This is a genomic window from Meridianimarinicoccus sp. MJW13 (assembly GCF_014901205.1).
Lineage (GTDB): Bacteria > Pseudomonadota > Alphaproteobacteria > Rhodobacterales > Rhodobacteraceae > Meridianimarinicoccus.
In genome coordinates, this window is the sequence record NZ_JACNMU010000001.1 from 335,410 (window position 1) to 360,435 (window position 25,026).

34 protein-coding genes are annotated in these 25,026 nt (G+C 65.4%); 20 read left to right on the forward strand and 14 right to left on the reverse strand.

The window, feature by feature from the left end; genetic code table 11:
• Positions 1-49: 49 nt before the first annotated feature.
• On the reverse strand, positions 50-1,591 hold the full coding sequence (locus tag H8B03_RS01495; protein ID WP_193139567.1) for an ankyrin repeat domain-containing protein: 1,542 nt from the start codon (positions 1,589-1,591) through the stop codon (positions 50-52).
• A 417-nt stretch (positions 1,592-2,008) separates the two neighbouring features.
• Here H8B03_RS01495 and H8B03_RS01500 point away from each other — a divergent pair, with 417 nt between their 5' ends.
• The 3 genes from H8B03_RS01500 to recR all read left to right on the forward strand — a co-directional run bounded on the left by H8B03_RS01500 (position 2,009) and on the right by recR (position 4,985).
• A complete protein-coding gene (locus H8B03_RS01500) occupies positions 2,009-3,778 on the forward strand; it encodes a DNA polymerase III subunit gamma/tau (RefSeq protein ID WP_193139569.1) in 1,770 nt (589 codons plus the stop codon).
• Between the two features lie 12 nt (positions 3,779-3,790).
• The gene (locus H8B03_RS01505; protein ID WP_193139571.1) at positions 3,791-4,135 is read left to right on the forward strand and encodes a YbaB/EbfC family nucleoid-associated protein; all 345 of its coding nucleotides are present in this window, start codon (positions 3,791-3,793) and stop codon (positions 4,133-4,135) included.
• Between the two features lie 256 nt (positions 4,136-4,391).
• Positions 4,392-4,985, forward strand: a complete 594-nt coding sequence (gene recR / locus H8B03_RS01510) for a recombination mediator RecR (protein ID WP_193139573.1) — start codon at positions 4,392-4,394, stop codon at positions 4,983-4,985.
• Positions 4,986-5,080: 95 nt separating this feature from the next.
• Here recR and H8B03_RS01515 read toward each other — a convergent pair whose 3' ends face one another.
• On the reverse strand, positions 5,081-5,851 hold the full coding sequence (locus H8B03_RS01515) for a DUF1013 domain-containing protein (protein ID WP_193139575.1): 771 nt from the start codon (positions 5,849-5,851) through the stop codon (positions 5,081-5,083).
• A gap of 142 nt (positions 5,852-5,993) precedes the next feature.
• On the opposite strand from H8B03_RS01515, the gene H8B03_RS01520 reads away from it, so the two are divergent.
• Positions 5,994-6,650, forward strand: coding sequence for a ribonuclease T2 (locus H8B03_RS01520; RefSeq protein ID WP_193139577.1), 657 nt, complete (start codon positions 5,994-5,996; stop codon positions 6,648-6,650).
• A gap of 22 nt (positions 6,651-6,672) precedes the next feature.
• On the opposite strand, the gene H8B03_RS01525 is transcribed toward H8B03_RS01520, so the two are convergent.
• Together H8B03_RS01525 and nth are read right to left on the reverse strand one after the other, a co-directional pair.
• A complete protein-coding gene (locus H8B03_RS01525) occupies positions 6,673-7,053 on the reverse strand; it encodes an HIT domain-containing protein (RefSeq protein ID WP_193139579.1) in 381 nt (126 codons plus the stop codon).
• Positions 7,054-7,113: 60 nt separating this feature from the next.
• Positions 7,114-7,767, reverse strand: coding sequence for an endonuclease III (gene nth / locus H8B03_RS01530; protein ID WP_193140107.1), 654 nt, complete (start codon positions 7,765-7,767; stop codon positions 7,114-7,116).
• A gap of 109 nt (positions 7,768-7,876) precedes the next feature.
• Between nth and H8B03_RS01535 the strand changes: the two genes are divergently transcribed.
• The 3 genes from H8B03_RS01535 to H8B03_RS01545 are packed head-to-tail and all read left to right on the forward strand — an operon-like array spanning position 7,877 to position 10,331.
• Positions 7,877-8,758 (forward strand): bifunctional helix-turn-helix domain-containing protein/methylated-DNA--[protein]-cysteine S-methyltransferase, encoded by an 882-nt coding sequence (locus tag H8B03_RS01535; protein WP_193139581.1) that lies wholly within the window; start codon positions 7,877-7,879, stop codon positions 8,756-8,758.
• Between the two features lie 59 nt (positions 8,759-8,817).
• On the forward strand, positions 8,818-9,486 hold the full coding sequence (locus tag H8B03_RS01540) for an OmpA family protein (RefSeq protein WP_193139583.1): 669 nt from the start codon (positions 8,818-8,820) through the stop codon (positions 9,484-9,486).
• Between the two features lie 59 nt (positions 9,487-9,545).
• Positions 9,546-10,331, forward strand: coding sequence for an FCD domain-containing protein (locus H8B03_RS01545; protein ID WP_193139585.1), 786 nt, complete (start codon positions 9,546-9,548; stop codon positions 10,329-10,331).
• 77 nt (positions 10,332-10,408) lie between these two features.
• Here the strand turns inward: H8B03_RS01545 and H8B03_RS01550 are convergent, their stop codons facing one another.
• From H8B03_RS01550 to H8B03_RS01580, 7 genes are all read right to left on the reverse strand, one after another.
• Entirely contained in the window at positions 10,409-10,969 is a 561-nt protein-coding gene (locus tag H8B03_RS01550) for a F0F1 ATP synthase subunit B (RefSeq protein WP_193139587.1), read from the reverse strand.
• 3 nt (positions 10,970-10,972) lie between these two features.
• Positions 10,973-11,524 carry a F0F1 ATP synthase subunit B' gene (locus tag H8B03_RS01555; protein ID WP_193139589.1) on the reverse strand — a complete coding sequence of 184 codons (552 nt, stop codon included), beginning with the start codon at positions 11,522-11,524 and terminating at the stop codon, positions 10,973-10,975.
• Between the two features lie 84 nt (positions 11,525-11,608).
• Positions 11,609-11,845 (reverse strand): F0F1 ATP synthase subunit C, encoded by a 237-nt coding sequence (locus tag H8B03_RS01560; RefSeq protein WP_193139591.1) that lies wholly within the window; start codon positions 11,843-11,845, stop codon positions 11,609-11,611.
• Between the two features lie 69 nt (positions 11,846-11,914).
• On the reverse strand, positions 11,915-12,667 hold the full coding sequence (locus tag H8B03_RS01565; RefSeq protein WP_193139593.1) for a F0F1 ATP synthase subunit A: 753 nt from the start codon (positions 12,665-12,667) through the stop codon (positions 11,915-11,917).
• 46 nt (positions 12,668-12,713) lie between these two features.
• Entirely contained in the window at positions 12,714-13,058 is a 345-nt protein-coding gene (locus tag H8B03_RS01570; protein ID WP_193139595.1) for an AtpZ/AtpI family protein, read from the reverse strand.
• Between the two features lie 241 nt (positions 13,059-13,299).
• Positions 13,300-13,551 (reverse strand): hypothetical protein, encoded by a 252-nt coding sequence (locus H8B03_RS01575; RefSeq protein ID WP_193139597.1) that lies wholly within the window; start codon positions 13,549-13,551, stop codon positions 13,300-13,302.
• Positions 13,552-13,581: 30 nt separating this feature from the next.
• Positions 13,582-14,478 carry a DMT family transporter gene (locus H8B03_RS01580; RefSeq protein WP_193139599.1) on the reverse strand — a complete coding sequence of 299 codons (897 nt, stop codon included), beginning with the start codon at positions 14,476-14,478 and terminating at the stop codon, positions 13,582-13,584.
• A 99-nt stretch (positions 14,479-14,577) separates the two neighbouring features.
• On the opposite strand from H8B03_RS01580, the gene H8B03_RS01585 reads away from it, so the two are divergent.
• The gene (locus H8B03_RS01585) at positions 14,578-14,925 is read left to right on the forward strand and encodes a helix-turn-helix transcriptional regulator (RefSeq protein WP_193139601.1); all 348 of its coding nucleotides are present in this window, start codon (positions 14,578-14,580) and stop codon (positions 14,923-14,925) included.
• Here the strand turns inward: H8B03_RS01585 and H8B03_RS01590 are convergent.
• Complete coding sequence (locus tag H8B03_RS01590) at positions 14,922-15,806, reverse strand: LysR family transcriptional regulator (protein WP_193140110.1); 885 nt, start codon at positions 15,804-15,806, stop codon at positions 14,922-14,924. The genes H8B03_RS01585 and H8B03_RS01590 overlap by 4 nt on opposite strands.
• 217 nt (positions 15,807-16,023) lie before the next feature.
• Here H8B03_RS01590 and H8B03_RS01595 point away from each other — a divergent pair, with 217 nt between their 5' ends.
• Positions 16,024-16,608: an FMN-dependent NADH-azoreductase gene (locus H8B03_RS01595; RefSeq protein ID WP_193139603.1), complete on the forward strand. Its 585-nt coding sequence runs from the start codon at positions 16,024-16,026 to the stop codon at positions 16,606-16,608.
• Between the two features lie 18 nt (positions 16,609-16,626).
• Here the strand turns inward: H8B03_RS01595 and H8B03_RS01600 are convergent, their stop codons facing one another.
• Both H8B03_RS01600 and H8B03_RS01605 read right to left on the reverse strand, forming a co-directional pair.
• Positions 16,627-17,331, reverse strand: coding sequence for a response regulator transcription factor (locus H8B03_RS01600; protein WP_193139606.1), 705 nt, complete (start codon positions 17,329-17,331; stop codon positions 16,627-16,629).
• A gap of 80 nt (positions 17,332-17,411) precedes the next feature.
• Positions 17,412-17,693 carry a DUF1153 domain-containing protein gene (locus H8B03_RS01605; protein ID WP_193139608.1) on the reverse strand — a complete coding sequence of 94 codons (282 nt, stop codon included), beginning with the start codon at positions 17,691-17,693 and terminating at the stop codon, positions 17,412-17,414.
• A gap of 480 nt (positions 17,694-18,173) precedes the next feature.
• Here H8B03_RS01605 and ffh point away from each other — a divergent pair, with 480 nt between their 5' ends.
• From ffh to H8B03_RS01660, 11 genes are all read left to right on the forward strand, one after another.
• The gene (ffh, locus tag H8B03_RS01610) at positions 18,174-19,649 is read left to right on the forward strand and encodes a signal recognition particle protein (protein ID WP_193139610.1); all 1,476 of its coding nucleotides are present in this window, start codon (positions 18,174-18,176) and stop codon (positions 19,647-19,649) included.
• Complete coding sequence (locus H8B03_RS01615) at positions 19,646-20,173, forward strand: GNAT family N-acetyltransferase (protein WP_193139612.1); 528 nt, start codon at positions 19,646-19,648, stop codon at positions 20,171-20,173. Before ffh ends, H8B03_RS01615 begins: the two co-directional genes overlap by 4 nt.
• 124 nt (positions 20,174-20,297) lie before the next feature.
• Positions 20,298-20,594: a chorismate mutase gene (locus H8B03_RS01620; protein WP_193139614.1), complete on the forward strand. Its 297-nt coding sequence runs from the start codon at positions 20,298-20,300 to the stop codon at positions 20,592-20,594.
• Between the two features lie 73 nt (positions 20,595-20,667).
• Positions 20,668-21,042 carry a 30S ribosomal protein S16 gene (rpsP, locus tag H8B03_RS01625; RefSeq protein ID WP_193139616.1) on the forward strand — a complete coding sequence of 125 codons (375 nt, stop codon included), beginning with the start codon at positions 20,668-20,670 and terminating at the stop codon, positions 21,040-21,042.
• 8 nt (positions 21,043-21,050) lie between these two features.
• The gene (bluB, locus tag H8B03_RS01630; RefSeq protein WP_193139618.1) at positions 21,051-21,683 is read left to right on the forward strand and encodes a 5,6-dimethylbenzimidazole synthase; all 633 of its coding nucleotides are present in this window, start codon (positions 21,051-21,053) and stop codon (positions 21,681-21,683) included.
• 19 nt (positions 21,684-21,702) lie between these two features.
• Positions 21,703-21,846, forward strand: a complete 144-nt coding sequence (locus H8B03_RS01635; protein ID WP_193139620.1) for a hypothetical protein — start codon at positions 21,703-21,705, stop codon at positions 21,844-21,846.
• Entirely contained in the window at positions 21,847-22,395 is a 549-nt protein-coding gene (gene rimM / locus H8B03_RS01640) for a ribosome maturation factor RimM (RefSeq protein ID WP_193139623.1), read from the forward strand. It abuts the gene before it with no gap.
• Positions 22,392-23,222 carry a tRNA (guanosine(37)-N1)-methyltransferase TrmD gene (gene trmD, locus H8B03_RS01645; protein WP_193139625.1) on the forward strand — a complete coding sequence of 277 codons (831 nt, stop codon included), beginning with the start codon at positions 22,392-22,394 and terminating at the stop codon, positions 23,220-23,222. Before rimM ends, trmD begins: the two co-directional genes overlap by 4 nt.
• 48 nt (positions 23,223-23,270) lie before the next feature.
• Positions 23,271-23,663, forward strand: coding sequence for a 50S ribosomal protein L19 (gene rplS / locus H8B03_RS01650; protein ID WP_193139628.1), 393 nt, complete (start codon positions 23,271-23,273; stop codon positions 23,661-23,663).
• A gap of 11 nt (positions 23,664-23,674) precedes the next feature.
• Entirely contained in the window at positions 23,675-23,896 is a 222-nt protein-coding gene (gene rpmE, locus H8B03_RS01655) for a 50S ribosomal protein L31 (protein WP_193139629.1), read from the forward strand.
• Between the two features lie 319 nt (positions 23,897-24,215).
• Positions 24,216-25,025, forward strand: coding sequence for a division plane positioning ATPase MipZ (locus tag H8B03_RS01660; RefSeq protein ID WP_193139632.1), 810 nt, complete (start codon positions 24,216-24,218; stop codon positions 25,023-25,025).
• Position 25,026 lies beyond the last annotated feature (1 nt).

The window sequence follows — 25,026 nt, forward strand, 5'->3', positions numbered from 1 at the left end:
ACCGCGCCGGACAGCCGGGGCGCCTTTCAAGGGCACCCCGGCACGCGGGTCAGACCTCGCCGTCGGCAACCACCTGCCCCGGATGCGCCTCGGCCCACGTCGCCAGAAGCGCCGCCATCTCGGGCGCTTCGGCCATCCCGACCGCCCGGCGCGGCAGCGCAACGCCATGTTCCAATGCTAGGCGCATGCAGCCGGTGTGATCGCGTTCGGCCCGGTGCGGGCAATTCTCCGATCCATGCAGGATGGTCGAGAACACCGTGCCGCCATAGGCGTTCACATGGCTCATGTCCGGACCCTGCTTCAGGAACCAGGCAAAGACCTCGGGCAGCCCTTCCCAACCGGCCAATTGCAGCGGGGTCAGACCCATTTCGTCGGTTGCATTCGCATCGAACCCCATGGCCACCAGGCGCTGCATGTGCGGCAGCGTGCCCGGACGCGGCACCAGCAGCGTCAGCAAGGGGCGCAGATCCGGCGAAACCCTGGCCATGTCGATCCAGTCGCTGGCCGAAACGGCCCCGTCCGCCGCCCGCGCCAGTTGCGCCTCGATCGCCGAAAGCGCCGTGTCTGCGCCCCGTGCCTCCAGCCGCCGCGACAGGGCGGGCTGCCCGAAGATCCGCGCATAGGCATAGGCCGAATGCCCGTGGAACAGGGCTGCGGGATCGGCGCCATTGTCCAGCAGAAGTTCCGCCATCGCCACCGACGCCCCCCGCCGCGCCACCTGATGCAGCGCCGGCAGTGTCGGCATCGGTGCGCCCGAGGGATGCGTGGCGACCCCCTCGTTCGGATCCGCCCCCGCCGCAAGCAACAGCCGCACCGCTTCCAGATCGTCGAAGTCGATGGCCCGCAACACGGCGTTGGTGCCCTTCGGCGACGCGCCATGCTCCAGCAGCATCCGAAGCCCCTCGTGATGGCCCAGCTCGGTCGCGTGATACAGCGATTCGCCATCGTTGGGATCGGCCCCATGTGCCAACAACCACCGCGCCAGCACCATGTTGTTGCTGTGCCCGATCGCCCCGTACAGTGCCGACAGCCGGTGTTCGGATCCCGGCTCGGCAGGGCAACTGTCATTCACCGACGCCCCGTGCCGCAACAGCACGTCCGCAATGCCCAGCATGGCACTTTCGGGGTCAGGCATCCCCTGGAATCGGCGCGAGAAGGCCAGATGCAGGATCGGCCGCCCGCGCGGCCCGAAGCTCTGGGTGGCGAGCGACGGATCGCGGGCCAACGCCGCCGCCACGGCAGCATGATCCAACAACGCGACCTGCAAGGCAAAATGCCCTGCGGCCAGATCTGGGGCCTCCTGCAGCAACCGGTCCACGCGGCCGTTCTGCCCCAGATACAGGGCCCGCTTCAGCGCCTGCAATCGCGCCGCCCCATCCATGCCGTGCCGTTCCACGGCTTCTTTCAATTGCGGCCAACTGGAAAAACCAGCCTCGCGCGCCACCACATGCAGCGCATCCGCATGGCGGATGTCCGCAACCGGCGCCCCCAGCGCCTGGCGGACACGGGCCACAGCCGCCGGATCACCCAGATCATAGCCGGATTTGAGCGCCTTGGCTGATCGGCGCAGATGGTCGAGGGATTTCGCCATCGGTTTCCTCATCGCTTGGCCCAGTGATCCGCCGACACGGGCATGAGAAAAACCGAAGATATTTCTTCGTTCAGGTCTCGAAAGGGTGCCGGCAACAGCTTTCCGCGGATCAGGAGGCCGCCCCGAACGGCCCTTGCGGAAGGGTAGCGCCGCACCACGCCTGTCGCAAGGGGTACCTCCCGCCCTCTGTTGCGCCCTTTCGGGCGCGTCGCCGGTTGGGCCCGGCGCCGCTGACGCGGCGCGGCGGCCCTTTCTTCTTGGCGAAAATACTCAAGATCCCACCGCGCCCACAGGCTTCGTCCCCCGCTTCGAAGGCACCCTCCGATTTCCCCAGCATTCCCGCCTGTCCTTCTGGACCTCTGCCCCGCCGGACCCTAGCTTGGCTGCAACCAATGATTCCCCGAGGAGACGACACAGGTGACCGACAGCGGCTATCAGGTTCTGGCACGCAAATACCGCCCTGAAACCTTCGCCGACCTGGTAGGTCAGGAGGCGATGGTCCGCACCCTGAAAAACGCCTTCGCCGCCGACCGCATCGCCCAGGCCTTCATGATGACCGGCATCCGCGGCACCGGGAAGACCTCCACCGCGCGGATCATCGCCAAGGGTATGAACTGCACCGGCCCGGACGGTCTGGGCGGCCCCACCACAGATCCCTGCGGCCAGTGCCCGCAATGTCGCGGCATCGCCACCGGCACCCATGTGGACGTGATCGAGATGGACGGCGCCAGCCAGACCCGCATCGATGATATCCGCAGCAACGTGCTGGACAGCGTCACCTATGCGCCCGCTGAAAGCCGCTTCAAGATCTACATCATCGACGAGGTGCACATGCTCAGCACCTCGGCCTTCAACGCGCTGCTCAAGACGCTGGAGGAACCCCCCCGCCACGTGAAGTTCATCTTCGCCACCACCGAGATCCGCAAGGTGCCGGTGACGGTGCTGTCGCGGTGTCAGCGTTTCGACCTGCGCCGGATCGAACCCGAGGACATGCTGGCCCTGCTGCGGCGCATCGCCAAGGCAGAGGGCGCCGAGATCACCGACGAAGCCCTGGCCCTGATCACCCGCGCCGCCGAGGGCTCGGCCCGCGACGCCACCTCGCTGCTGGATCAGGCGATCAGCCATGGCGCCGGTGAAACCGGGGCCGAACAGGTGCGCGCCATGCTGGGGCTGGCCGACCGGGGCCGGGTGCTGGACCTGTTCGACCTGATCATGAAGGGCGAGGCCGCCGCCGCACTGAACGAACTGGCCGCGCAATACGCCGACGGCGCCGACCCGCAATCGGTGCTGCGCGATCTGGCCGAGATCGCGCATTGGCTCTCGGTCACCAAGGTCACGCCGGACGCCGGCGACGATCCCACCCTGCCCCCCGACACCCGCGCGCGCGGCCAGGAAATGTCGGCCCGCCTCAGCCAGCGGGTGCTGGGCCGGGCCTGGCAGATGCTGCTGAAGTCCCTCGAAGAGGTCGCCGTGGCCCCCAACGCGATGATGGCCGCCGAGATGGCGGTGATCCGCATGACCCATGTGGCCGACCTGCCCCCGCCCGAAGAGCTGTTGCGCCGTCTGAACGCGCAACCGGCCGGATCATCTGCCCATACGGCATCCCCCGCGCGCACCGCCCCGGCTGGCACGCCGACAGCACGTCAGGCCCCCACCGTGGCACCACGCGCATCTGCCCCCCGCACCTCCGGTCCCGCCACCGCCGCGGCCCCGATGGCCGACGCCGAAACCGCGCTGGCCCGGTTTTCCACCTTCGAGGACGTGGTTGCCCTGATCCGTCGGCACCGTGACGTGAAACTGCTTCTGGAAGTGGAAAACGCGCTGCACCTCGTGCGCTATTCTCCGGGGCGGATCACCTTCCGCCCGACGCCGCAAGCCACCCCGGACCTGGCCCAGGTGCTGGGCGCGCGGCTGCAAGCCTGGACCGGCAACCGTTGGGCGGTGACCGTCACGACTTCGGAAGACGGCGCGCCGACCATCGCCCAGGCCCGTGCTGCGGAAACCGACGCGCTGACGGCGCAGGCGCTGGAACATCCCATGGTGAAGGCGGTGTTTGCGCGCTTTCCCGGCGCCGAGATCATTGATATCCGAACCCCCGAAGCCATCGCCGCGGACGCCGCGCAGGAGGCCCTGCCGGAACTGCCCGAGGCCGATGACAACTGGGACCCGTTTGACGACGATTTCTGAAAGGACGACACGATGCTGAAAGGACTTGGCGGTCTGGGCGACATGGGCAAGATGATGAAGGCGGCCCAGGAGATGAAGGACAAGATGGAGGCGCTCCAGGAAGAGCTGACCACCATCACCGTGGAAGGCGAAAGCGGCGCCGGACTGGTGCGCGCCACGGCGACGGCCAAGGGCGAGCTGACCGCCCTGTCGATCGATCCGTCGATCTTCCACAAGGATGAAAAGGAAATGGTCGAGGACCTGATCCTCGCGGCGATCAAGGACGCACAATCCAAGGCGCAGGACCGCACCCAGGCCGAAATGCGCAAGCTAACCGAATCCATGGGCCTGCCCGCCGACATGAAGCTGCCCTTCTGATCATGGGCGCGCCCGTCGCGGTCCGGGTCAAGGGCGCCGAAGGCGCGGCGCAGCCGCTGGCCCTTGACGCGGGCCGCGGCGGGATCACGCTCGTGCCGGGCCGCACCCGGGTGCGGCCTTCTCAGCGAAAACTCCGCACCCTCTCCGCCGACCCCCGGCTGACCGGCCGGGCGCCCACGGGCCCCGTCGCCGCCAAGGGCGGTGATGGGGGGACAAGACGTGGCGCGCTTGCGCGCCGCCGCATGACAGGTCGGACATGAGCGCCCCGTCCTCGGTCGAAGCGCTGATCGAACTGATGGCCAAGCTGCCGGGTCTCGGTCCGCGTTCGGCCCGCCGCGCGGTGCTGCACCTGTTGCGCAAGCGGTCGCTGTTGTTGCTGCCGCTGGCCGACCTGTTGACCGAGGTCGCCCGCACCGCGCGCGAATGCGTGACCTGCGGCAATATCGCGACCGAAGACCAATGCCCGATCTGCACTGATCCGCGCCGCGCCACCGGGGTGATCTGCGTGGTGGAAGACGTGGCCGATCTTTGGGCCATGGAACGCACCGGCGCCTTCAAGGGCCGCTATCACGTGCTGGGCGGCACCCTGTCGGCGCTGGATGACATCGGTCCCGAGGATCTGGGCCTGCCGAAACTGTCCCGCCGCCTCATCAACGAGGGCGTGTCGGAGGTGATCCTCGCGCTGAACGCTACCGTGGACGGGCTGACCACCGCGCATTACATCGCCGATCTGCTGGAAGACGGGGTTCTTGTGACCTCGCTGGCGCAGGGCGTACCGGTGGGGGGCGAGTTGGACTATCTGGACGACGGCACCATCGGGGCGGCACTGAAGGCCCGCAGCCGGGTCTAGGGTCCGACGGGCGGATCTTGAGTATTTTTGCCAAGAAGAAGGGCGCGGAGTCATCGACCCGCGCCCTTGAATTCTGATTCCGACGCCTGGTCAGATCAGGGGATCAGGTTGCCCTCGCCATCCTCATCCTCGTCGTCGTCATTGTCGGGCAGGTTGAAGAAGCTGTCGGCGTCAATCGGCGCGTCCTTCTTTTCGTCTTCGTCCATGGAACCGCCCAGGGTGAAGGTCTCCAGCCCGGAAATCGCCGTCGGGATCTTCGGTTCTGCATCCATTTCCAGCGATTGCTCGGTCGACACCAGCTTGCGACGCTCGTCGTCGGACATGACCGCGCCCTCGCGGGCTTTCTTGGCGGCGGCTTTCTGGACGGCGGCGTCCAGTTCCGACTGCCGGCACAGGCCCAGGGCCACCGGGTCGACCGGCTGGATGTTGGAGATGTTCCAATGGGTGCGCTCGCGGATGGCCTGGATCGTCGGCTTGGTGGTGCCCACCAGCTTGGCGATCTGGCTGTCGGCCAGTTCCGGGTGAAACTTGACCAGCCAGAGGATCGACGCCGGGCGGTCCTGGCGCTTGCTGAGCGGAGTGTACCGCGGGCCACGGCGCTTGTCCTCGCCCGAGGCCGCCGGGTTGTACTTGAGCTTCAGCTTGTAGAGCGGGTTCTTCTCGCCCTGATCGATCTCGCTCTGGTCAAGCTGGTTGTTGGCGACCGGGTCGAACCCCTTGACGCCGGCGGCCACATCGCCGTCGGCGATGCCCTGCACCTCAAGCTGGTGAAAACCGCAGAATTCGGCGATCTGCTTGAAGCTGAGTGTCGTGTTGTCCACCAGCCAGACGGCGGTGGCCTTGGCCATGATCGGCTTGCCTTGCATGGCGATCTCCTGTCATTCGTTGTCCCGTCGAAAACGCGCAATTTCCCCGCGCCGTGACTCGGCTGCGCCGGGAAGGCGCGTCTTCTCGATGTAGGGAAGATTGAGTGTATATAGGGCGGCTTGTCCGCGGAGGAAAGAGAAAATGCGTACTGCTGCGGCCCGCGGGCTGGTGTTGAGCATGGCCTTGCTGAGCCTGCTGTCCGGGGCGGCGCGCGCCGACCATGATCGGCCGGGAGTCTTCGACTATTACGTGTTGTCGCTGTCGTGGTCGCCGAACTGGTGCCTGCGCGAAGGCGATGCCCGCGATGCCGAACAATGCGACACCCGGCATGACCATGGCTGGCTGCTGCACGGGCTGTGGCCGCAGCACGAGGATGGGTATCCAAAGGACTGTCACACCGACACCGCCGATCCGACGCGGGCGCAAAGCGGTGCCATGACCGACATCATGGGATCGGGCGGGCTGGCCTGGTACCAGTGGAAGAAGCATGGCCGCTGCACCGGGCTGAGCGGACCGCAATACTATGCCCTGTCGCGCGAGGCCTATGGCCGGATCACCCGCCCCGAGTTGCTGCGCAAGCTGGACAAGACGGTGAAGCTGCCCGCCACGGTCATCGAGGAGGCGTTTCTTGAGGTCAACCCGGCCCTGTCCGCCGCAGCCCTCACCATCACATGCCGCGATGGCATGATCCAGGAGGCGCGCATCTGCCTGACCCGCGATCTGGACCCACGGCCCTGCGGCGATGGCGTGTCCCGCGATTGCTCGCTGGACGACGCCCTGTTCGCCCCGATCCGCTAGGGGCGCCTGCGGCGCCCGACGGTCAGGTGGGCTGCAGGATGCGGCCCAGCGGTCGCCCCGCCAGCAGGTGCACATGCATGTGCGGCACTTCCTGGATCGCATCCTCGCCCGCGTTGGAAATCAGGCGGAACCCGCCCGCGCCGCTGGTCGGCTGCACGCCCAGCATCTCGGCGATCTTCCCGACGGCGCGGGTGAAATCCACGATCTCGGCGTCCGAGGCCTCCTGCGCGAAATGATCAAAGGTGACATAGGGCCCCTTGGGGATCACCAGCACATGTTCGGGCGTCTGCGGCTGGATATCGCGGAACGCAAGGCTGTGTTCCGTTTCAAGCACGGTGTTGTTTGGGATCTCGCCGCGCAGGATCTTGGCGAAGATGTTCTGATTGTCATAGGTAAAGGCCATTGGGGCGCCTCATGTGTCAGGAAATCGTTGTGCCTGTGTCCGCTTCCGGACCGGCGACTGTCAAGCGGGCTGAATGACCTTGTCTTCGAAGGCGCAGAGATCCCGGATGATGCAGGTGCCGCACATGGGTTGGCGCGCCTTGCAGTGATAGCGCCCGTGCAGGATCAGCCAGTGATGGGCGTGCTGCTGGAACTGGGCCGGAACCTGATCCTCGATCGCGCGTTCCACCGCATCCACATCCTTGCCCGGACACAGGCCCGTGCGGTTGCCGACCCGGAAGATATGGGTGTCGACCGCCTGCGCGGGCATCTTGAACCACATGTTCAGCACCACGTTGGCGGTCTTGCGCCCGACGCCGGGCAGCGAGACCAGCGCCGCGCGGGACGAGGGCACCTGCCCGCCGAACTGATCGACCAGGATCCGGCTCAGCTTGATGACGTTTCTGGCCTTGTTGCGGTAAAGGCCGATGGTCTTGATGTGCTCGGTCACGCCCTCCTCCCCCAGCGCCAGCATCTTCTCGGGGGTATCGGCGATCTTGAACAACTCTCGTGTGGCCTTGTTGACCCCGGCGTCCGTCGCCTGTGCCGACAGCGCCACGGCGACCACCAGCGTGAAGGCGTTGACATGTTCCAACTCGCCCTTTGGCTCGGGCTCGGCATCGCGGAACCGCGAGAACGCCTCGACAATGGTGGCATAATCGGCCTGCGGCGACATCGGCGTGGCCGAGGGCGCCCCGGCCGCGGGAGCCTTCGCCTTGCGACGCGGTTTCGCTTGCGCAGGTTTCGGGTCGTTTGACGCCGGTTTTGCCGCTACATCCTTGGCCATGACCCGTTCTTCCTCATCCTCGTCCGCAGCGGACACCACCCCCGAGGGGGCCTATCACTATGGCGTCATGGCGCGTGCCATCGCCGCCATCGACGCTGCCGGGGGCACGCCCCTGCCACTGGCCGATCTGGCCGCTGAATTGCACATGTCGCCGGCCCATTTCCAGCGCATCTTCACCCGCTGGGCCGGGGTCTCGCCGAAACGCTATCAGCAATACCTGGCGCTTGACCATGCCAAGCGGCTGCTGGCCGAACAAGCCACCACCCTGGCCACGGCGCAGGAAGTGGGGTTGAGTGGCTCGGGCCGCCTCCACGACCTGTTCTTGCGCTGGGAAGCGATGACGCCGGGAGACTATGCCCGCGCCGGCAAGGGGTTGCTGATCCGCATGGGGATGACCGACACGCCCTTCGGCCCGGCGCTGGCCATGGCCACCGAGCACGGGCTGTGCGGGCTGGCCTTCACCGCCGAAACCGGCGAGGACGCGGCCCGCGCCGACCTGTGTGCCCGTTGGCCCGCCGCGCGTTTCGTCGAGGATCCCGACGCGGTCGCGCCGATGGTCGCGGATGCCCTGGGGGGACGCGGGGCCCGGCTGCACCTGATCGGCGCGCCGTTCCAGATCAAGGTCTGGGAGGCGCTGCTGCATATCCCCTCGGGCCAGGTGACCACCTATTCCGACATCGCGCGCGTGGTCGGCAAGCCCAACGCGCAGCGCGCCGTTGGCACCGCCGTGGGGCGCAACCCTATCAGCCTGTTGATCCCTTGCCACCGGGCGTTGCGCAAATCCGGGGCTCTGGGCGGCTATCACTGGGGGCTGCCGGTCAAACGCGCGATCCTGGCCTGGGAAAGTGCGCGGAGAGACGCCGAGTTCACGCAAGCCTGACTCGCTATTCGGCTCGGATTCGCCATATTGGCGGCAAAGAAACGAGCAGAGGCAAACCCATGTTCCCCACCCGCATCCCGACCGCCGCCAAAGGCGCCGGTCTTCTGGCCCTTGCATTGGCCCTGACCGCCTGTACCCCGACTTATGAGCAAGGCACCGGCTCAGGCAACCGCAACACCACCACCGGCGCGATCATCGGCGGCGTGGCGGGCGGGCTTCTGGCCGGTCCCGTCACCGGTGGCAACGGCGGCAAGGCCGCCGTCGGCGCCGTGGCAGGGGCCGCCGTGGGCGCGGCCATCGGAAGCGCGCTGGACCGGCAGGCTGCCGAGTTGGACCAGCAGTTGGGCGACAGCATCACCGTGGAAAACCAGGGCGACAAGCTGCTGGTGAACTTCCCGCAGGACATTCTGTTCGCCGTGGACAGCGCCTCGGTGGCCGAAAGCCAGAAGGCCGAACTGCGCACGCTGGCGGCCAACCTGCAACGCTATCCCGACACCACGGTCCAGATCATCGGCCATACCGACAACACCGGCGCGGCAAGCTACAACTTCGACCTGTCGGCCCGGCGCGCAGGCGCGGTGTCTTCGGTACTGGTGGGTGCCGGTGTCGCGGGCAAGCGTCTGAGCGCCATCGGCCGGGGCGAGGATGCGCCCATCGCGTCGAACCTGTCGGTCGAGGGCCGCGCCCAGAACCGTCGGGTCGAGGTCGTCATCCGGCCCAACGGCTGACACGCCTTGCGGGCGGGCCGCGCCGGTCATACCCTTTGACCAGAGTGAAAGGCCCGCCCTTGACGTTCCGCCGCATCGAGCATGAAACGGTCTCCGCTTCGGTGATCCGCCAGATCGAAGATCTGATCCTGCGCGGCATCCTACGTCCCGGAGAGCGCCTGCCCCCCGAACGCGATCTGGCCGAACGGCTTGGGGTATCGCGCCCGACCCTGCGCGATGCCATTGCCGATCTGTCTGAGCGCGGTCTGCTGACCCGCCGTGCCGGGGCCGGAATCTATGTGGCCGAGGTTCTGGGCTCGGCCTTCGCACCGGCGCTGATCGAGCTGTTTGCCTCGAATGAAACGGCTGTCTTCGACTATCTGGAATTCCGGCGCGAGCTTGAGGGCATGGCCGCCGCCCGCGCCGCGCGGCTGGGCTCGGACACCGACCTTGCGGTGATCGACACGGTCTATCGCCGCATGGAAGCGGCCCACGCGGATCGCGACCCCACGCAAGAGGCCGCGCTGGACGCCGAGTTTCACCTGTCGATCCTAGAGGCCAGCCACAACGTCATCATGCTGCACATGATGCGGTCAATGTTCGACCTGCTCAGGCAGGGCGTGTTCTACAACCGCCAGTCCATGTTTCGCCAGCGCACCGTGCGGGAGCAATTGTTGCAGCAGCACAAGGCCATCAACAGCGCCCTGCAGGCCCGCGACCCTGCCGCAGCACGCGAGGCGGTCGAGGCGCATCTGGGGTTTGTCGAGGCCACCCTGCGGGATGAAGCCCGCGCCCGCGACAACGAAGCCGTCGCCGCGCAGCGACTGGCGCACCAGGAAGAACGGGCCGCCGGGCGCAAGGGCTGACCGGCCTGGCCCCCTGCCCCGCACACGAAAAACCCGGCCAGAGGCCGGGTTTCACGAGATCACATGTCACAAACCGCTCAGTGCAGCTTGGCAGACACTTCGTCGATCGAGGCGTCGATGCTGGCCGAAACCGCCTCGGCGCTGGTGTTCTTGACCATCACGTTGCGGGCCGCGGCGATTGCCACGGTGATCGCACGGTCGCGGACCTCTTTCACCGCATTAGCTTCCGCCGACGCGATCTGGTCCTCGGCCGCCTGCAGACGACGGGCAATGGAGACCTTGAGGTCGTCCTTGGCCTGTTCGGCTGCCGCTTCGGCTTCTTTCTTAGCACCGGCGACGATGCGCTCGGCCTGCTCCTGCATCTCTTTCTGCTTGCGCTCGTAAGAGGCCAGCAGCGTCTGGGCTTCTTCCCGCAGGTTACGGGCTTCGTCCAGATCGGACAGGATGTTGTCTGCGCGCTTGTCCAGCAAGCCACCCAGCAGCGCCGGTACCTTGAAGTAGACCAGCACGCCGATGAACAGCAGGAACGCCAGCAGCACCACGAAGTTGGTGTTGTGCAGCGAGAAGAACGGACCGCTGGCGGCCAGCGCGGGGCTGGCAGCCACGACAGCGGCAAAGGCAAGGCTCAGTCGTTTCATGGCTTACCCTTTCAGCTGCGCGGAAACCGCGGCGTTCACGGCGTCATCATCGCTGGCGCCACCCAGGGCAGCCACCAGAGCGGCAGCAGTGTCCTTGGCCACCAGTTCGACACTTTCCACGGCCCCGGCGCGAATTTCGCCGATCCGGGCTTCCGATTCCGCGGCTTTCGCCGAGATCTCGGCATCAGCCTTGGCAATCGCATCGTCCAGGTCCGCCTGAATGGCAGTCCGGGCTTCCGCGGTGATACGGGCGCTTTCGGCACGCGCATCGGCCAGGGCCTTCTGATAGGCCGCTTCAGCTTCCTGCGCCTTGAGCTTGAGCTCTTCGGCGGCAGCAATATCGTTGGTGATCGTCCCCTGACGGTCTGCCAGGATGGCCGCGATGCGCGGCAGCGCCACGCGCGACAGGATCAGGTAGATCGCGCCAAGCGCGATGATGAGCCAGAAGATCTGGTTCGGGAAATGCGCGAATTCCAGCTGCGGCATTCCTGCCGCTTCGGCTGCGTGCCCACCCCCGTGTGCCGCATCTGCGGCAACATGCTTGGTGTCGGCCATGTCGTCCTCCTGGAACCTAGAGACTTACACGGGCAGGGCAACGCGTCGGCGCCCCGCCCGGTCGTAAGGATGGGTCCGGGTGGATCAGACGGCGAACATCAGCAGAAGGGCAACGAGGAACGAGAAGATCCCCAGAGCTTCCGCGAACGCGATGCCGATGAACAGGGTCGCGGTCTGGTCGGCAGCGGCCGACGGGTTGCGCAGGGCGCCAGACAGGAAGTTGCCGGCCACGTTGCCCACACCCATCGCGGAGCCGCCCATGCCCATGCAGGCCAGACCAGCGCCGATGTATGCACCCATTTGTACGATATCGCCTTCCATGTCGTGTTCTCCTTACGTTGGAATTGGCAGGTATAAGTTGGTGTTTCGGTTGTTCGATCCCGGCGCCGCTTAGTGGTGCGGGTGCAGGGCGTCCTTCAGGTAGACGCAGGTCAGGATCGTGAAGACATAGGCCTGGATGAAGCTCACCAGAACTTCGAGGCCGTACATTGCGGTGATGGCCAGGACCGAGATCGGCGAGATCGCGGCAATCGCGGCGAAGCCCGCGAACACCTTGATCACCGCGTGGCCGGCCATCATGTTGCCCGCAAGACGAATGGAGTGGCTGACCGGGCGCACGAAGTACGAGATCACCTCGATCAGCGCCAGCACCGGGCGCAGCGCCAGCGGTGCCGAGGACACCCAGAACAGGCCCAGGAAGCCGACGCCGTTCTTGACGAAGCCCAGAACGGTCACGGTCACAAACACCGCCAGCGCCAGAACTGCGGTCACGGCGATGTGGCTTGTGGTGGTGAAGGACATCGGCAGCAGGCCAAGGAAGTTGGCGAAGACGATGAACATGAACAGGGTCATGATGTAGGGGAAGTAGCGCACGCCATCCTTGCCGGCGACGTCTTCCACCATCTTGTAGACAAAGCCATAGGCCAGTTCGGCAATCGACTGGGTCTTGCCGGGAACGATCTTGCTGTCACGGGTGCCCAGCACCAGCAGGGCGGCAATCGCGGCCACTGTCAGGGCCAGCCACAGGGTCACGTTGGTGGGCGTATACCAATGCACCGCGCCATCCCCGAACAGGGGCTTGACGATAAACTGGTCCATCGGGTGAAAAACAAGACCGCCTTCGGCTGGTGCTTCCGTTGCCACGTTGTCGTCCCTCTTGCCTGTCCGCGCCGGTGACGCGGGTCGTTGTTCAGTCGCCCGCGTCGGGCGGATCGGTTTTCGCGGCGGCCTCGGCCTTCCGCGCGGCCTGGAACTCTTCGGCGGTGCGCATCATCGTCTTCACGCCGGCCGCCAGCCCCAAGAATACAAACAGCACCATCAGTATCGGCATGGTCCCCAGAAGGGTGTCCAGCCCGTACCCGATGCCGAAGCCGATCCCCAGACCGGCCACAAGCTCGATCACCATGCGCCAACCCATCTGGGCCTGCGAATAATGCTCTTCCTGATGGGGTTTGCTTGTGCCGCCAGCCTGTTTCGCGGCGTCGATCCGCGCTTCCAGTTGTCTGAGCTTTTCCCGCTCGGACTCCTCGGCCATGCAATCCCCCTTCAGGTTCGAGCCGGAACCTAGGCAGGGGGGGCGCCAAAGTCAAAGCCAATCGACTCTGCCAAAACCCATTATTTTCAGCCACTTGACACCTGTGCGACACAAGTGCCGCACCTGCGGGATATTCAACCACGCGGTTGAGGAACACACCCGAAAGCCCCGTTAGCGTCCCTCAGACCGACAAGGCGGGGCGCGGGCACACGACCCCGCCCCTTGCGGCGTCGTATGCCACTCATCCCCGCGAGATCAGCAGCAGCAGCACGAAACACAGCGGCACCGAGGCCACGAAGGGCACGGCAAAGGCGACCAGCCCCCAGGTAGAGATTGCCAGGATCCAGACCGTGGCCACGATTGCCAGCGCATACCAGATGTTCTCGCGATGGCCGAACAGGACGTCGCGGGCGATCCATCCCAGCACCGGGAGTTTCAGAAGAACCCTGGAATACCAGGGCACGGAGGGCGGGATGGGAGTAAGGATGCTCATGCATCCGAGGTAATTTCTGCGGTCGCGCCGTCACCGTGCCAGCTTGCCGCGCCCCAGCCATTTGGCCAGCCGCCCGTCGAGGATCAGCAGCGCCACGAAGATGATCGCCATGCCCAGCAGGTGTTCGGGTTCCAGCCGTTCCTTCAGGACAAAGACCCCCAGCACCACCGCCGAGATTGGCGCGATGAAGGTGATGGTCGACGCCGCCGTCGCGCCGACTATCGGGATCAGCCAGAACATGGTGATGAAGGCCGCCGAGGTCAGCACGAATCCGATGATCAGGGCCGCCGCCCAGGTCTCGGGCCGGTGCATCACCGGCAGCCCTTCCAGCGTCAGCGATACCGGCAGGATCATTGCCGCGCCGATGGTCGCCGACCAGGCCGTCAGCACCACCCGGTCCATGCCCTGAAACCGGCGCAGATAGTTGACGGCGATGCCATAGCAAACCGGTGCCAGAAGCGCGACCAGCAGCCCCCACAGCGCATTGACCCCGTCGCCGCGCGCCGCCGGCAGCATCAGCACAACGATCCCGGCAAAGCCCAGCCCCACTGCCAGGCTCTTGACCTTCGTGGCGCGTTCGCCGCCGGGCAGGAAATGTCCGAAGATCACCGCGCAGATCGGGGTGGCCGCGTTGATGATGCCCGCCGCGCTGCTGGTGATGCCCTGTTGGGCCAGCGGATAGAAGGTCAGCGGCAGCGCGTATTGGATGGCACCGAAGATCAGCAGGGCCCCGGCCAGTTCTTTCGGGAAAGGCGCCGGGATGCGACGGGCGGCAATCCAGATCCAGCAGCCCAAGGCCCCGAAGCCGACCCGCACCAGCGACACCGACAGCGGCCCGATTTCGCGCAGAAGGATCTCGTTGAAGAAGAACGATCCGCCCCAGCCGATGCCGAGGGCGAAGATCACCAGCCAATAGCGCAGTTCCATTGCGGACCCTCCTGCCCCCTCCCTGCGCCGGGCGCGGCGGTTTGTCCAGACCGAGGATGCGCTTGGCCTTTGGGGCGCCGCATTCTATCGTCTGCGGCCATGACACTGTCCCTGGATACGGTTTTCTCGGCCCTTGCCGACCCCACGCGCCGCGCGATCCTGTCGATGCTGCTGGAGGACGACATGGCGGTGACGGATGTGGCCGAACCCTTCGAGATGTCGCTGGCGGCGGTATCGAAACATCTGGTGATCCTGACACGCGCCGGCCTGATCACCCAGGAAAAACGCGGCCGGGTGAAATGGTGCAAGCTGGACCCCGACGCCCTGCGCGAGGCCAGCATCTGGATGCAGAGCTTCGGCCAGTTCGAGGCGGTCAACCTGGACGCGTTCGAGCGGTTTCTGGAACAGGAACTGTCGGCCCCGGTGCCCGACACCGATCCGGGCTAGGCGAAATCCCAGCCGCGCGCCTCGGCCTTCAGATGGGTCAGCAGGGTCTGCACCTTGACCGTGCGGTGCAGGTCCACGTGCGTGACCAGCCACAGGCGGGATTGCCATTCCGGACGCGGCGGCAGCACCTGCACCAGTTCGGGAAGATCCTGAACCTCCCAGCACGACAGGAACCCCAGCCCAGCCCCCGACAGGATGGCATGTTTCAGGGCGCGGGCATCGGTGCAGCGGAACCGCACCCGGTCGCGGGGCACGGCGGTGCGCAGCCAGCGATAGATCGGCGCACGGCTGTCTTCGTGATCCGGCCCGATGAAGATGTGACGCTCCAGGTCGGCATCGGTCTCGGGCATGCCGTGCTGTTCCAGATACGAGGGCGCGGCATACAGCGCGGCGGGCAGGCTGGTCAGGCTTTGCACCACGTTGTCGGGTTCGTCCGGGGCCTGCGCCCCGGCGCGGATCGCCACATGCGCCTCGCCGTATTCCAGTCGGAACACCCGCTCGTCGGTGAGAAACCGCAGGGTCAGGTCCGGATGCAGGTTCAGAAAGCGCGCCATCGAGGGCACCAGCAGCGGCGACAGCCCCGGCAGGCTGGTTACCACCAACTCGCCCGTTACCGAATCGCCGCGTCCGCGCAAGCGCCCGGCCAGTTGCGTGAACTGATCGTCGGTGGCCTGTGCCACCTGCAACAGGTCCTGCCCGGCTTCGGTCGCGGTATAGCCGCGTGCGTGGCGCTGAAACAGCTTGGTACCAAGGCGGGCTTCCAGCGCATCTATGTGGCGGATGACCGTGGCGTGATGGACCCCCAGTTCCGACGCCGCGCCGGAGACCGTGCCCTGGCGGGCAACATGAAAGGCCGTGCGGATTTCATCCCAGGCATCAATGGACATGGGCAGGCACACTCGCTCGCGGACAGGATCAGACGAAACCCCATAGAACCGCACATGCCCGCGTCCCTCAAGCGCAATCGCATTAGAACGACGCGCGCAGGATGCCAGATCTTTTCTGTGCACCAATGCGCATAAACCGCGCGAAATGTATCAATTAACACGATTGGCGCGCAGTTCTATCTGTATCTCAACGCAACGAAAGGATACGCTCATGACCCACATTCTGCACATCGACAGCTCCGCCCGCTTGCAAGACTCTGTGACCCGCGATCTCAGCGCCCGGATCGTCACACAGCTTTCCGGCCCTGAAACCCAAGTGATCCGCCGCGACCTTGCTGGTGGCCTGCCGCTGCTGTCCGAAACCTGGGTGATCGCGAACGCCACGCCCGAAGCCGAACGCACCGAAGCCCAAAAAGCCGAACTGGCCCTGTCGGATACGCTGGTGTCCGAACTGGAATCCGCCGAAACCATCGTGATCGGAGTGCCGGTCTACAACTTCAACGCACCGGCGGTGTTCAAGGCCTGGATCGATCTGGTGGCCCGCGCCGGGCGCACCTTCCGCTATACCTCGGAAGGGCCGCAGGGCCTGCTGACGGGCAAGCGCGTGGTACTGGCGGTCGCGTCGGGCGGCACACAGGTCGGGTCGCCCATCGACCACATGACCGGCTATCTGCGCCATGTTCTGGGCTTCATCGGTCTGGATCAGATCGAGATCGTGGCCGCCGACCAATTGGCCCGCAATCCCGAGGAAACCCTGGCGAAAGCCTTCGCAGCCATTCCTAAAATCGCGGCGTGACAGGCCATTGCCCGGCGGTCAGACCATCGCGCTGACCGCCCGTGGCATGGCGTCGATATCAACCACGGGATCGCGCAGGACATACCCACGGCCCCAGACGGTCTGGATCATCGGATCGCCGCCGGTCAGCTGCTTCAGCTTGCGGCGGATCTTGCAGACGAACACGTCGATGATCTTGACCTCGGGCTCGTCGATGCCGCCGTAAAGACGGTCAAGGAACATCTCCTTGGTCAGCGTCGTGCCCTTGCGCACGGCGAGATATTCCAGAACTTCGTATTCCTTGGCGGTCAGCGGTACCGGCCGGTCACCGAAGCGGGCCTGCTGCGCCTCAAGATCCAGCTGCAGCGCCCCGACCTTGACCGTCTTGCCGTGGCTCCGGCGGATTTGCTGGCTGGCATGAATCCGGGCCAGCAGGTCGCCACGGTGGAACGGGGTCGCCAGCGTGTCGGCATCTTCCAGGCCACGGGGCAGTTTCGGATCAGGCTCGTTGCCGACGATCACCAGCATCGGGACGTTGCCCAGTTGCGCGGCCTGATAGGCGCGGAACGCCTGTATCTCGAGCGCGGGCAGATGCGAATCCAGGATCACCAGACCGGGCACCGGCAAGGCGCGCGTGTCGGTGCTGTCGAACCTTGCAACGGACATCCCGAAGGCCTCGTCGGCCAGCATCAATTCGATGCTTTTCACAAGCATGGGGTTCTGGGACACGATACAGATATTCATGGGGTCTCCTTCCCCATCCATTGATGGCAATTCATATTGCTATCTAAAGATGTGTTGATCCGTTGTGCAGATTTCAAGAGCTAATGACCGGTCCGCAGGTCGTGCATCCGGGTGATCTTCAGGCCCGCGGCACCGTGGCGATCAATCGCCCCGATCCAGCCCTGCAGTTCTTCGCGGGACAGGTCGTAGCGGGCGATGGCCTCATCGGCAGCGATCAGCCCGTATTTCACGGCCTTGGCGACCACGGCCTTGCGGCTGGCCACCCAGCGGGTGGTGCCGGACTTTGGCAGATCGGCAACCGAAATGCTGCCGCCATCCGGCAGGCGAACGACGCGCGGTCCCTTGAGCTTTCTGACAAACATGCGACAGATCCCTTTTCCTCAATACCCTTGGCCTCGATCGGCGGCCCCGGCACTGTTGCGACACAGCGTTTTCCGGGGCGGAGCGAGGATCGCAGGGGCGGGTCTTCCAATTCCGCACCGGAAAGTCTGAGGTGCGGCGGTAACTTGTTAACCACGTCCTTGCGATAGTAATGATCTAGGGTCAGGGGCCGCGTGCGATCACCTCTGCTGAGGGATAATCAGGCGCCCAAAAGCCTACGCTTTCGGAAATTGGGATAGGCCCACTATACGAAAGCACATTCCGGCATATGTCCTCCCTGCCCCTGCTTCGCTTGACATTTCCCGCCCAACGGTCCATCTGCTTCGCAAACCTTCCGGGAGCCGTGAGTCTTCCGGTCCTTGGCCCATGCCAGGATCGCCGTCCACCAGCGCGTTGCGCCCGTGGGCGCGATTGTGCTTTGAGCCTTGGCAGGGAACCGAACGACAAGGAGTGCCACGCGCATGTTTGAAAATCTGTCCGAACGCCTTGGCGGCGTCTTTGACCGGCTGACCAAGCAGGGTGCGCTGAGCGAGGATGACGTCAAGACCGCCCTGCGCGAGGTTCGCGTCGCCCTTCTGGAAGCCGACGTTTCGCTGCCCGTGGCCCGCGATTTCACCAAAGCCGTGCAGAAGAAGGCCACCGGCGCGTCGGTCACCAAGTCGGTGACACCGGGCCAGCAGGTCGTGAAGATCGTCCATGACGAACTGGTGCAGGTGCTGGCGGGGGACGACCCCAACCCCGGCGCGCTGAAGATCGACACCATTCCAGCGCCGATCCTGATGGTCGGTCTGCAGGGGTCGGGCAAGACGACCACCACCGCCAAGCTGGCCAAACGCCTGACCGAGAAGAACGGCAAGCGGGTGCTGATGGCCTCGCTCGACACCAACCGTCCGGCGGCCATGGAACAGCTGGCCATCCTCGGCAATCAGATCGGTGTCGACACCCTGCCCATCGTCAAGGGCGAAACTGCGGTACAGATCGCCAAGCGGGCCAAGCAGCAGGCGACGCTGGCGGGCTATGATGTCTATCTGCTGGACACCGCCGGCCGCCTGTCCATCGACGAAGAGTTGATGACCCAGGTCGAGCAGGTCCGTGACGTTACCAACCCGCGGGAAACCCTGCTGGTGGTTGACGGGCTGACCGGTCAGGACGCGGTGCACACCGCCGAGAACTTCGACCAGCGCATCGGAATCTCGGGCGTCGTTCTGACCCGGATGGATGGCGACGGACGCGGCGGTGCGGCCCTGTCCATGCGCGCCGTCACCGGCAAGCCGATCAAGTTCGTGGGCCTTGGCGAAAAGGTCGACGCGCTGGAGGAATTCCACCCCAGCCGCGTCGCCGGCCGCATCCTTGGCATGGGCGATATCGTTTCGCTTGTGGAAAAGGCGCAGGAGACGCTGGAGGCCGAACAGGCCGAGCGCATGATGAAGCGGTTCCAGAAGGGTCAGTTCAACATGAACGACCTCAAGAACCAGCTTGAGCAGATGATGAAGATGGGTGGCATGGAAGGCGTCATGGGCATGATGCCGGGCATGGGCAAGTACAAGAAACAGGTCGATGCCGCCGGTCTGGACGACAAGGTGCTCAAGCACCAGATCGCCCTGATCCAGTCCATGACCAAGAAGGAACGCGCCAACCCGCAGCTTCTGCAAGCGTCGCGCAAGAAGCGCATCGCGGCCGGCGCGGGCATGGAAGTGTCCGAGCTGAACAAGCTTCTGAAGATGCACCGCCAGATGGCGGACATGATGAAGAAGATGGGCAAGATGGGCAAAAAGGGCATGCTGAAGAACCTCGGCAGCATGTTCGGCGGCAAGCAGCCCTCGGAAGCCGAGATGGCGGCGGCACAGCAGAAACTGGGCTCGATGCCCGGCGGGATGCCGGGTCTGGGCGGCGGCGGTCTGCCACCGGGTCTGTCGGGCTTCGGGAAAAAGAAATGAACTTCCCGACCCTCACCACCGCGCGGCTGACGCTGCGCGGCTTTGTGCCCGAAGATTTCGACGGGTTCGCGGCCTTCTATGCCGACGACCGCTCGCGCTTTGTGGGCGGGGTGAAGACCCGTGACGAGGCCTGGCGTCAGTTCGGGCTGGAATTCGGCCACTGGCATCTGCGCGGCTATGGCAATTTCGCGGTGACCGAGACCGCCACCGGCAAGCTGGCCGGCTATGCCGGGCCGTGGAACCCCGAAGGCTGGCCGGAACCGGAACTGGGCTGGAGCCTGTTTGCCGGGTTCGAAGGCAAGGGTTACGCCACCGAAGCCGCCCGCGCCGTGCGCGACTGGGCCTATGCGGACTGCGGCTGGACAACGGCGATCAGCCTTGTGGACCCGTCCAACGCCGGCTCGGCCAAGGTCTGCACCCGTCTGGGAGCCTGGCACGAAAGCGACATGGATCACCCGATGTTCGGTGCCCTGCAGATCTGGCGTCACCCCTCGGCCGTCGATCTGGCAAAGGGCGTGGCCTGATGGGGCCGCTGACCACACAACGCCTGGCCCCGCGCCGCTCCCAGCCGTTTCCAGGCTGGGCCGTGCCCGTGCGTGCCGCGATGATCCGCACCCCGCATCCCTGTCCAGCCCCCGGAGCCCCCCGATGACCGACGCCATCACCCGCGCCGCAGAGCTTCTGAAAGATCACCGGGCCAGCATCGACCGGCTGGACGCGATCCTAGTCTACACCCTGGGAGAGCGGTTCAAGCACACCCAGGCGGTGGGCAAGCTGAAAGCCGAACACGATCTTCCCCCGTCCGATCCCGACCGCGAAGCGCGGCAGATCGAGCGGCTAGAAGCCCTTGCGAAAGAGGCGGACCTGGATCCCGATTTCGCAAAGGAATTTCTGAACTTCATCATTCAGGAAGTCATCCGACACCACAAGAAGCAACAGAAGTGATCCCAGCGGGATCGCCCCCCAAAGATGACAGGTGCTTGCGCCTGACAGACGCCATTCAAAGGAGAACAATACAATGGCTATGAAAATCCGTCTCGCCCGTGGCGGCTCGAAAAAGCGCCCCTTCTACCGCATCGTTGCCGCCGACAGCCGCATGCCGCGCGACGGCCGCTATGTGGAGCGTCTGGGCACCTACAACCCGCAGCTGCCGAAAGACAGCGAAGATCGCGTGAAAATGGACGTTGAGCGCGTGCAGCACTGGCTGAGCCAGGGTGCCGAGCCCTCCGACCGCGTGTCGCGCTTCCTGGAAGCCGCCGGTGTTGTCGCCAAGAAAGAGCGCGCCAACCTGAAAAAGGGCGTTCCGGGCAAGAAAGCCCAGGATCGCGCCGAAGAAAAGGCCGCCAAGGCTGCCGAAGCCGCCGAGGCACCGGAAGAAGCCTCCGCGGAATAAGCGGGCGCTTGGGGGTGCAGTTCTCGGACAGCTTCCGGCACGACCTGGCGGAGTTGATGCGCTGGCGGCGCGATGTACGCCGCTTCCGCAGCGACCCCGTCGATACGCGCGTGCTGGACCGCTGTCTGCAAAGCTTCACCCTGGCCCCTTCGGTGGGGCTGTCGCAGCCGTGGCGCCTGCGCCGGATCGCATCCGGTCCGGCACGGGACGCCGCGCGCCGCAATTTCACCGCCGCCAACGCGGCCGCCCTGGGCGGCTATGATGGCGACAAGGCGGCCACCTATGCTGGACTGAAACTCAGCGGCATGGACAGGGCGCCCGAACAGATCGCCGTATTCTGTGACGAGGCCACGGCCCAGGGCGCCGGTCTGGGCGCGGGCACCTTGCCCGAGATGCGCCGCTATTCGGTGGTCTGCGCGATCATGCAGTTCTGGCTGGTGGCACGGGCCGAAGGGCTGGGCGTCGGCTGGGTGTCGATCCTGAATGCACCGGCCCTGTGCCGGGACTGGAACATGCCCGAGACCTGGGAACTGGTCGCCTATCTTTGCGTCGGCTGGCCGGAAGATGACGGCACCGACCCCGAGCTGGAAAAAGCCGGCTGGGAAACGCGGCGGAGCCTGCCGCCACTGGAAACCATTTGACCCGACGCGGAGGACCCTCATGATCCGTCTCATTATCTATGTCGTGATGTTCGGCGCGGGCCTGTACGCGGGCTCGGAATACGAACGCGTCACCGCGATGGAACGCTGCCTGAACGCGGGCGGCTCGGTCGACCCGCGCGGCTTCTGCATGGGAGCGCAATAGATGGCGCGCAAGGAAGACCTGATCTGCGTCGGCGCCCTTTCGGGCGCCTATGGCGTGCGCGGCGAAGTGCGGCTGAAAAGCTTCTGCGCCGAGCCGGAAGCCATCGCCGACTATGCGCCCCTGCTGTCCGAGGACGGCAGCCAGACCTACACGCTGCGCCTGACCGGACAGGTCAAGAACGGCCTGACCGGGCGTCTGGGGGGCGTGTCGACCAAGGAACAGGCCGATGCGCTGAAAGGCACCCGCCTGTACGCGCCCCGCGATCGCCTGCCCGGCCTGCCCGACGACGAATACTATCACACCGACCTGATCGGGCTTGAGGTGCTGGACACCGGCGGTGGCCTGCTGGGCAAGGTGGCCGCGGTGCACAACCACGGCGCCACCGATCTGCTGGACGTGCGCGGCCCCGGCCTGCGCGAAAGCGTGCTGCTGCCCTTCACCCTGGCCCATGTGCCCACCGTTGATCTTGGCGCGGGACGCATCATCGCCGACCCGCCCGAGGGGCTGTTTCCCGATCCTGACGACAAGGGCAAGGGCAAGGACGCATGACCGGCCCGACCCGCTCGCACGGGCGCAAGAGCATCCAGGCGAACCTGGTCCCGAAAGACCTGATGGGCGGGGCCGACAAGCTGGCCGGCGTGTGGACCGCCAAGATCGTGACGCTGTTTCCAGAGGTGTTTCCCGGCATCCTCGGGGCCTCGCTGACCGGCAAGGCCTTGAAGGACGGGTTGTGGCAGATGGAAACCATCGGGCTGCGCCCTTACGGCGAAGGCCGTCACCGCAACGTCGACGACACGCCCGTGGGCGGCGGTGCCGGCATGGTGCTGCGCCCCGACGTGCTGGCCAAGGCGCTGGATCAGGCCGCACGCGGCACCCCGCGCAACGCCGCGCGCTGGCCGGTACTGGCCATGTCGCCGCGTGGAAAGCCCTTCGATCAGGCCATGGCGCAAAGGCTGTCCAGGGCCGAGGGCCTGACCCTTCTGTGCGGGCGTTTCGAGGGCTATGATCAGCGGGTTCTGGATGCTTACGGTGTCGAAGAGGTCTCGATCGGCGATTTCGTCCTGACCGGCGGAGAGATTGCCGCGACGGCCTTGATCGATGCGACAGTCCGTCTTATACCCCGCGTGCTGGGGAATCAGGCCTCGGTCGAAGAGGAATCCTTTTCCACCGGACTTCTGGAACACCCGCAATATACGAAACCTGTCGACTGGAACGGCCGCAAGGTCCCGGAGATTCTCCTTTCCGGACACCACGCGAACATCGCCGCCTGGAGACAGGTCCAGGCCGAAAGGCTGACCAAGGAACGCCGCCCTGACCTCTGGCGGGCTTACTGTGAAACCCACGGTAAGGACCCGGACGGGGACCAAGAGCTCTGAGGGTGCATCACGTTGCGGATCGAACCGCACAGGAAAAGGAAGATTGCGATGAATCTGATCGCACAGCTTGAAGCCGAGCAAATCGCTCAGCTTGACAAGACCATCCCGGATTTCAAACCCGGCGACACCATTCGCGTGGGCTACAAGGTGACCGAAGGGTCGCGGACCCGCGTGCAGAACTACGAAGGCGTCTGCATCGCGCGCAAGAACGGCAAAGGCATCGCCGGCTCGTTCACCGTTCGCAAGATCTCGTTCGGCGAAGGCGTGGAGCGTGTTTTCCCGCTGTATTCGACCAACATCGACAACATCGAAGTGGTTCGTCGTGGCCAGGTGCGCCGCGCCAAGCTGTACTACCTGCGCGCACGTCGCGGCAAGTCTGCCCGTATCGCTGAAAAGACCAACTACAAGCCGCTGGCCGCCAAGGCCGGTGCCGACGCATAAGGACGGGTATCATGCGCAAAGACATTCACCCCGATTATCACATGATCGACGTCAAGATGACCGACGGCACCATCGTCAAGATGCAGTCGACCTATGGCAAGGAAGGCGACACCCTGTCGCTGGACATCGATCCCAGCTCGCACCCGGCATGGACCGGCGGCACCACCCGCCTGATGGACCAGGGCGGCCGCGTGTCGAAGTTCAAGAAGAAATACGAAGGCCTGGGCTTCTAAGCCTCTGCCGCATCCGAATGATGAAACGCCCGTGGTTCCGCCGCGGGCGTTTTCTTTTGGGCAACGGGTGGGGGAAATGCGGCCATGTCCCCGGCCCTGCAGCCGCCAGACTTGCCGGTTGGCCCAGAAGGATCCGTCCCCCGCGCGCTGCCAGGCCGCGTTTTCTTCGCACCGCGCCGCATTGTCATGGCTTTTGCGGCCTCAAAGCGGCCGTGATCAGATCCCGGTCGGTTCCGCGCTTCCCAAGCCCCGCTGCACAACATATAGGTTGACCAAACCCCAAAAGGGGCAAGGGCAGTAAGGCGGACCGGAGGTTCGGGTGGCATATATCATCGTGGTGGGGAACGAAAAGGGCGGCTCGGGCAAGTCCACGACCACCATGCATCTGGCCACCGCGCTGGTGCGGATGGGCTATCGCGTGGGCGGGCTGGATCTTGACCTGCGGCAACGCTCGTTCGGGCGCTATGTCGAGAACCGGCAGGGCTATTGCGCCCGAGAGGGGCTGCATCTGCCGATCCCGCTGTACCTGCCCCTGCCCGAGATCGACCGCGCCCATGTGCCCGAGGGCCAGAACATCTATGACCTGCGGCTTGACGCGGCGATCACGGAACTCGACGACAAGGTCGATTACATCCTGATCGACTGTCCCGGCAGCCATACCCGGCTGAGCCAGCTGGCGCATTCCATGGCCGACACGCTGATCACGCCATTGAACGACAGTTTCGTCGACTTCGACCTTCTGGCCCGGCACGATCCGGCCACCGGGCAGATCAGCGGCCCCTCGGTCTATTCCGAGATGGTGTGGAACGCCCGCCAGTTGCGCGCGCAGGCCGGGTTGAAGCCGATCGACTGGCTGGTCATCCGCAACCGGATGGGCCGCCAGCAGATGCACAACAAGAAGCGTGTGGGCGATGCGCTGAATGACCTGTCCCGGCGCATCGGGTTTCGCGTCGCGCCGGGCTTTGCCGAACGGGTGATCTTCCGCGAATTGTTTCCGCGCGGGCTGACCCTGCTGGATCTGCGCGACACCGGCGGCGGCACTCTCAGCCTGTCCAACATCGCCGCCCGGCAAGAGGTCCGCGACCTGGTCACCGCCCTGAACCTGCCCGGCGTGAAGCCGAACTTCTAGG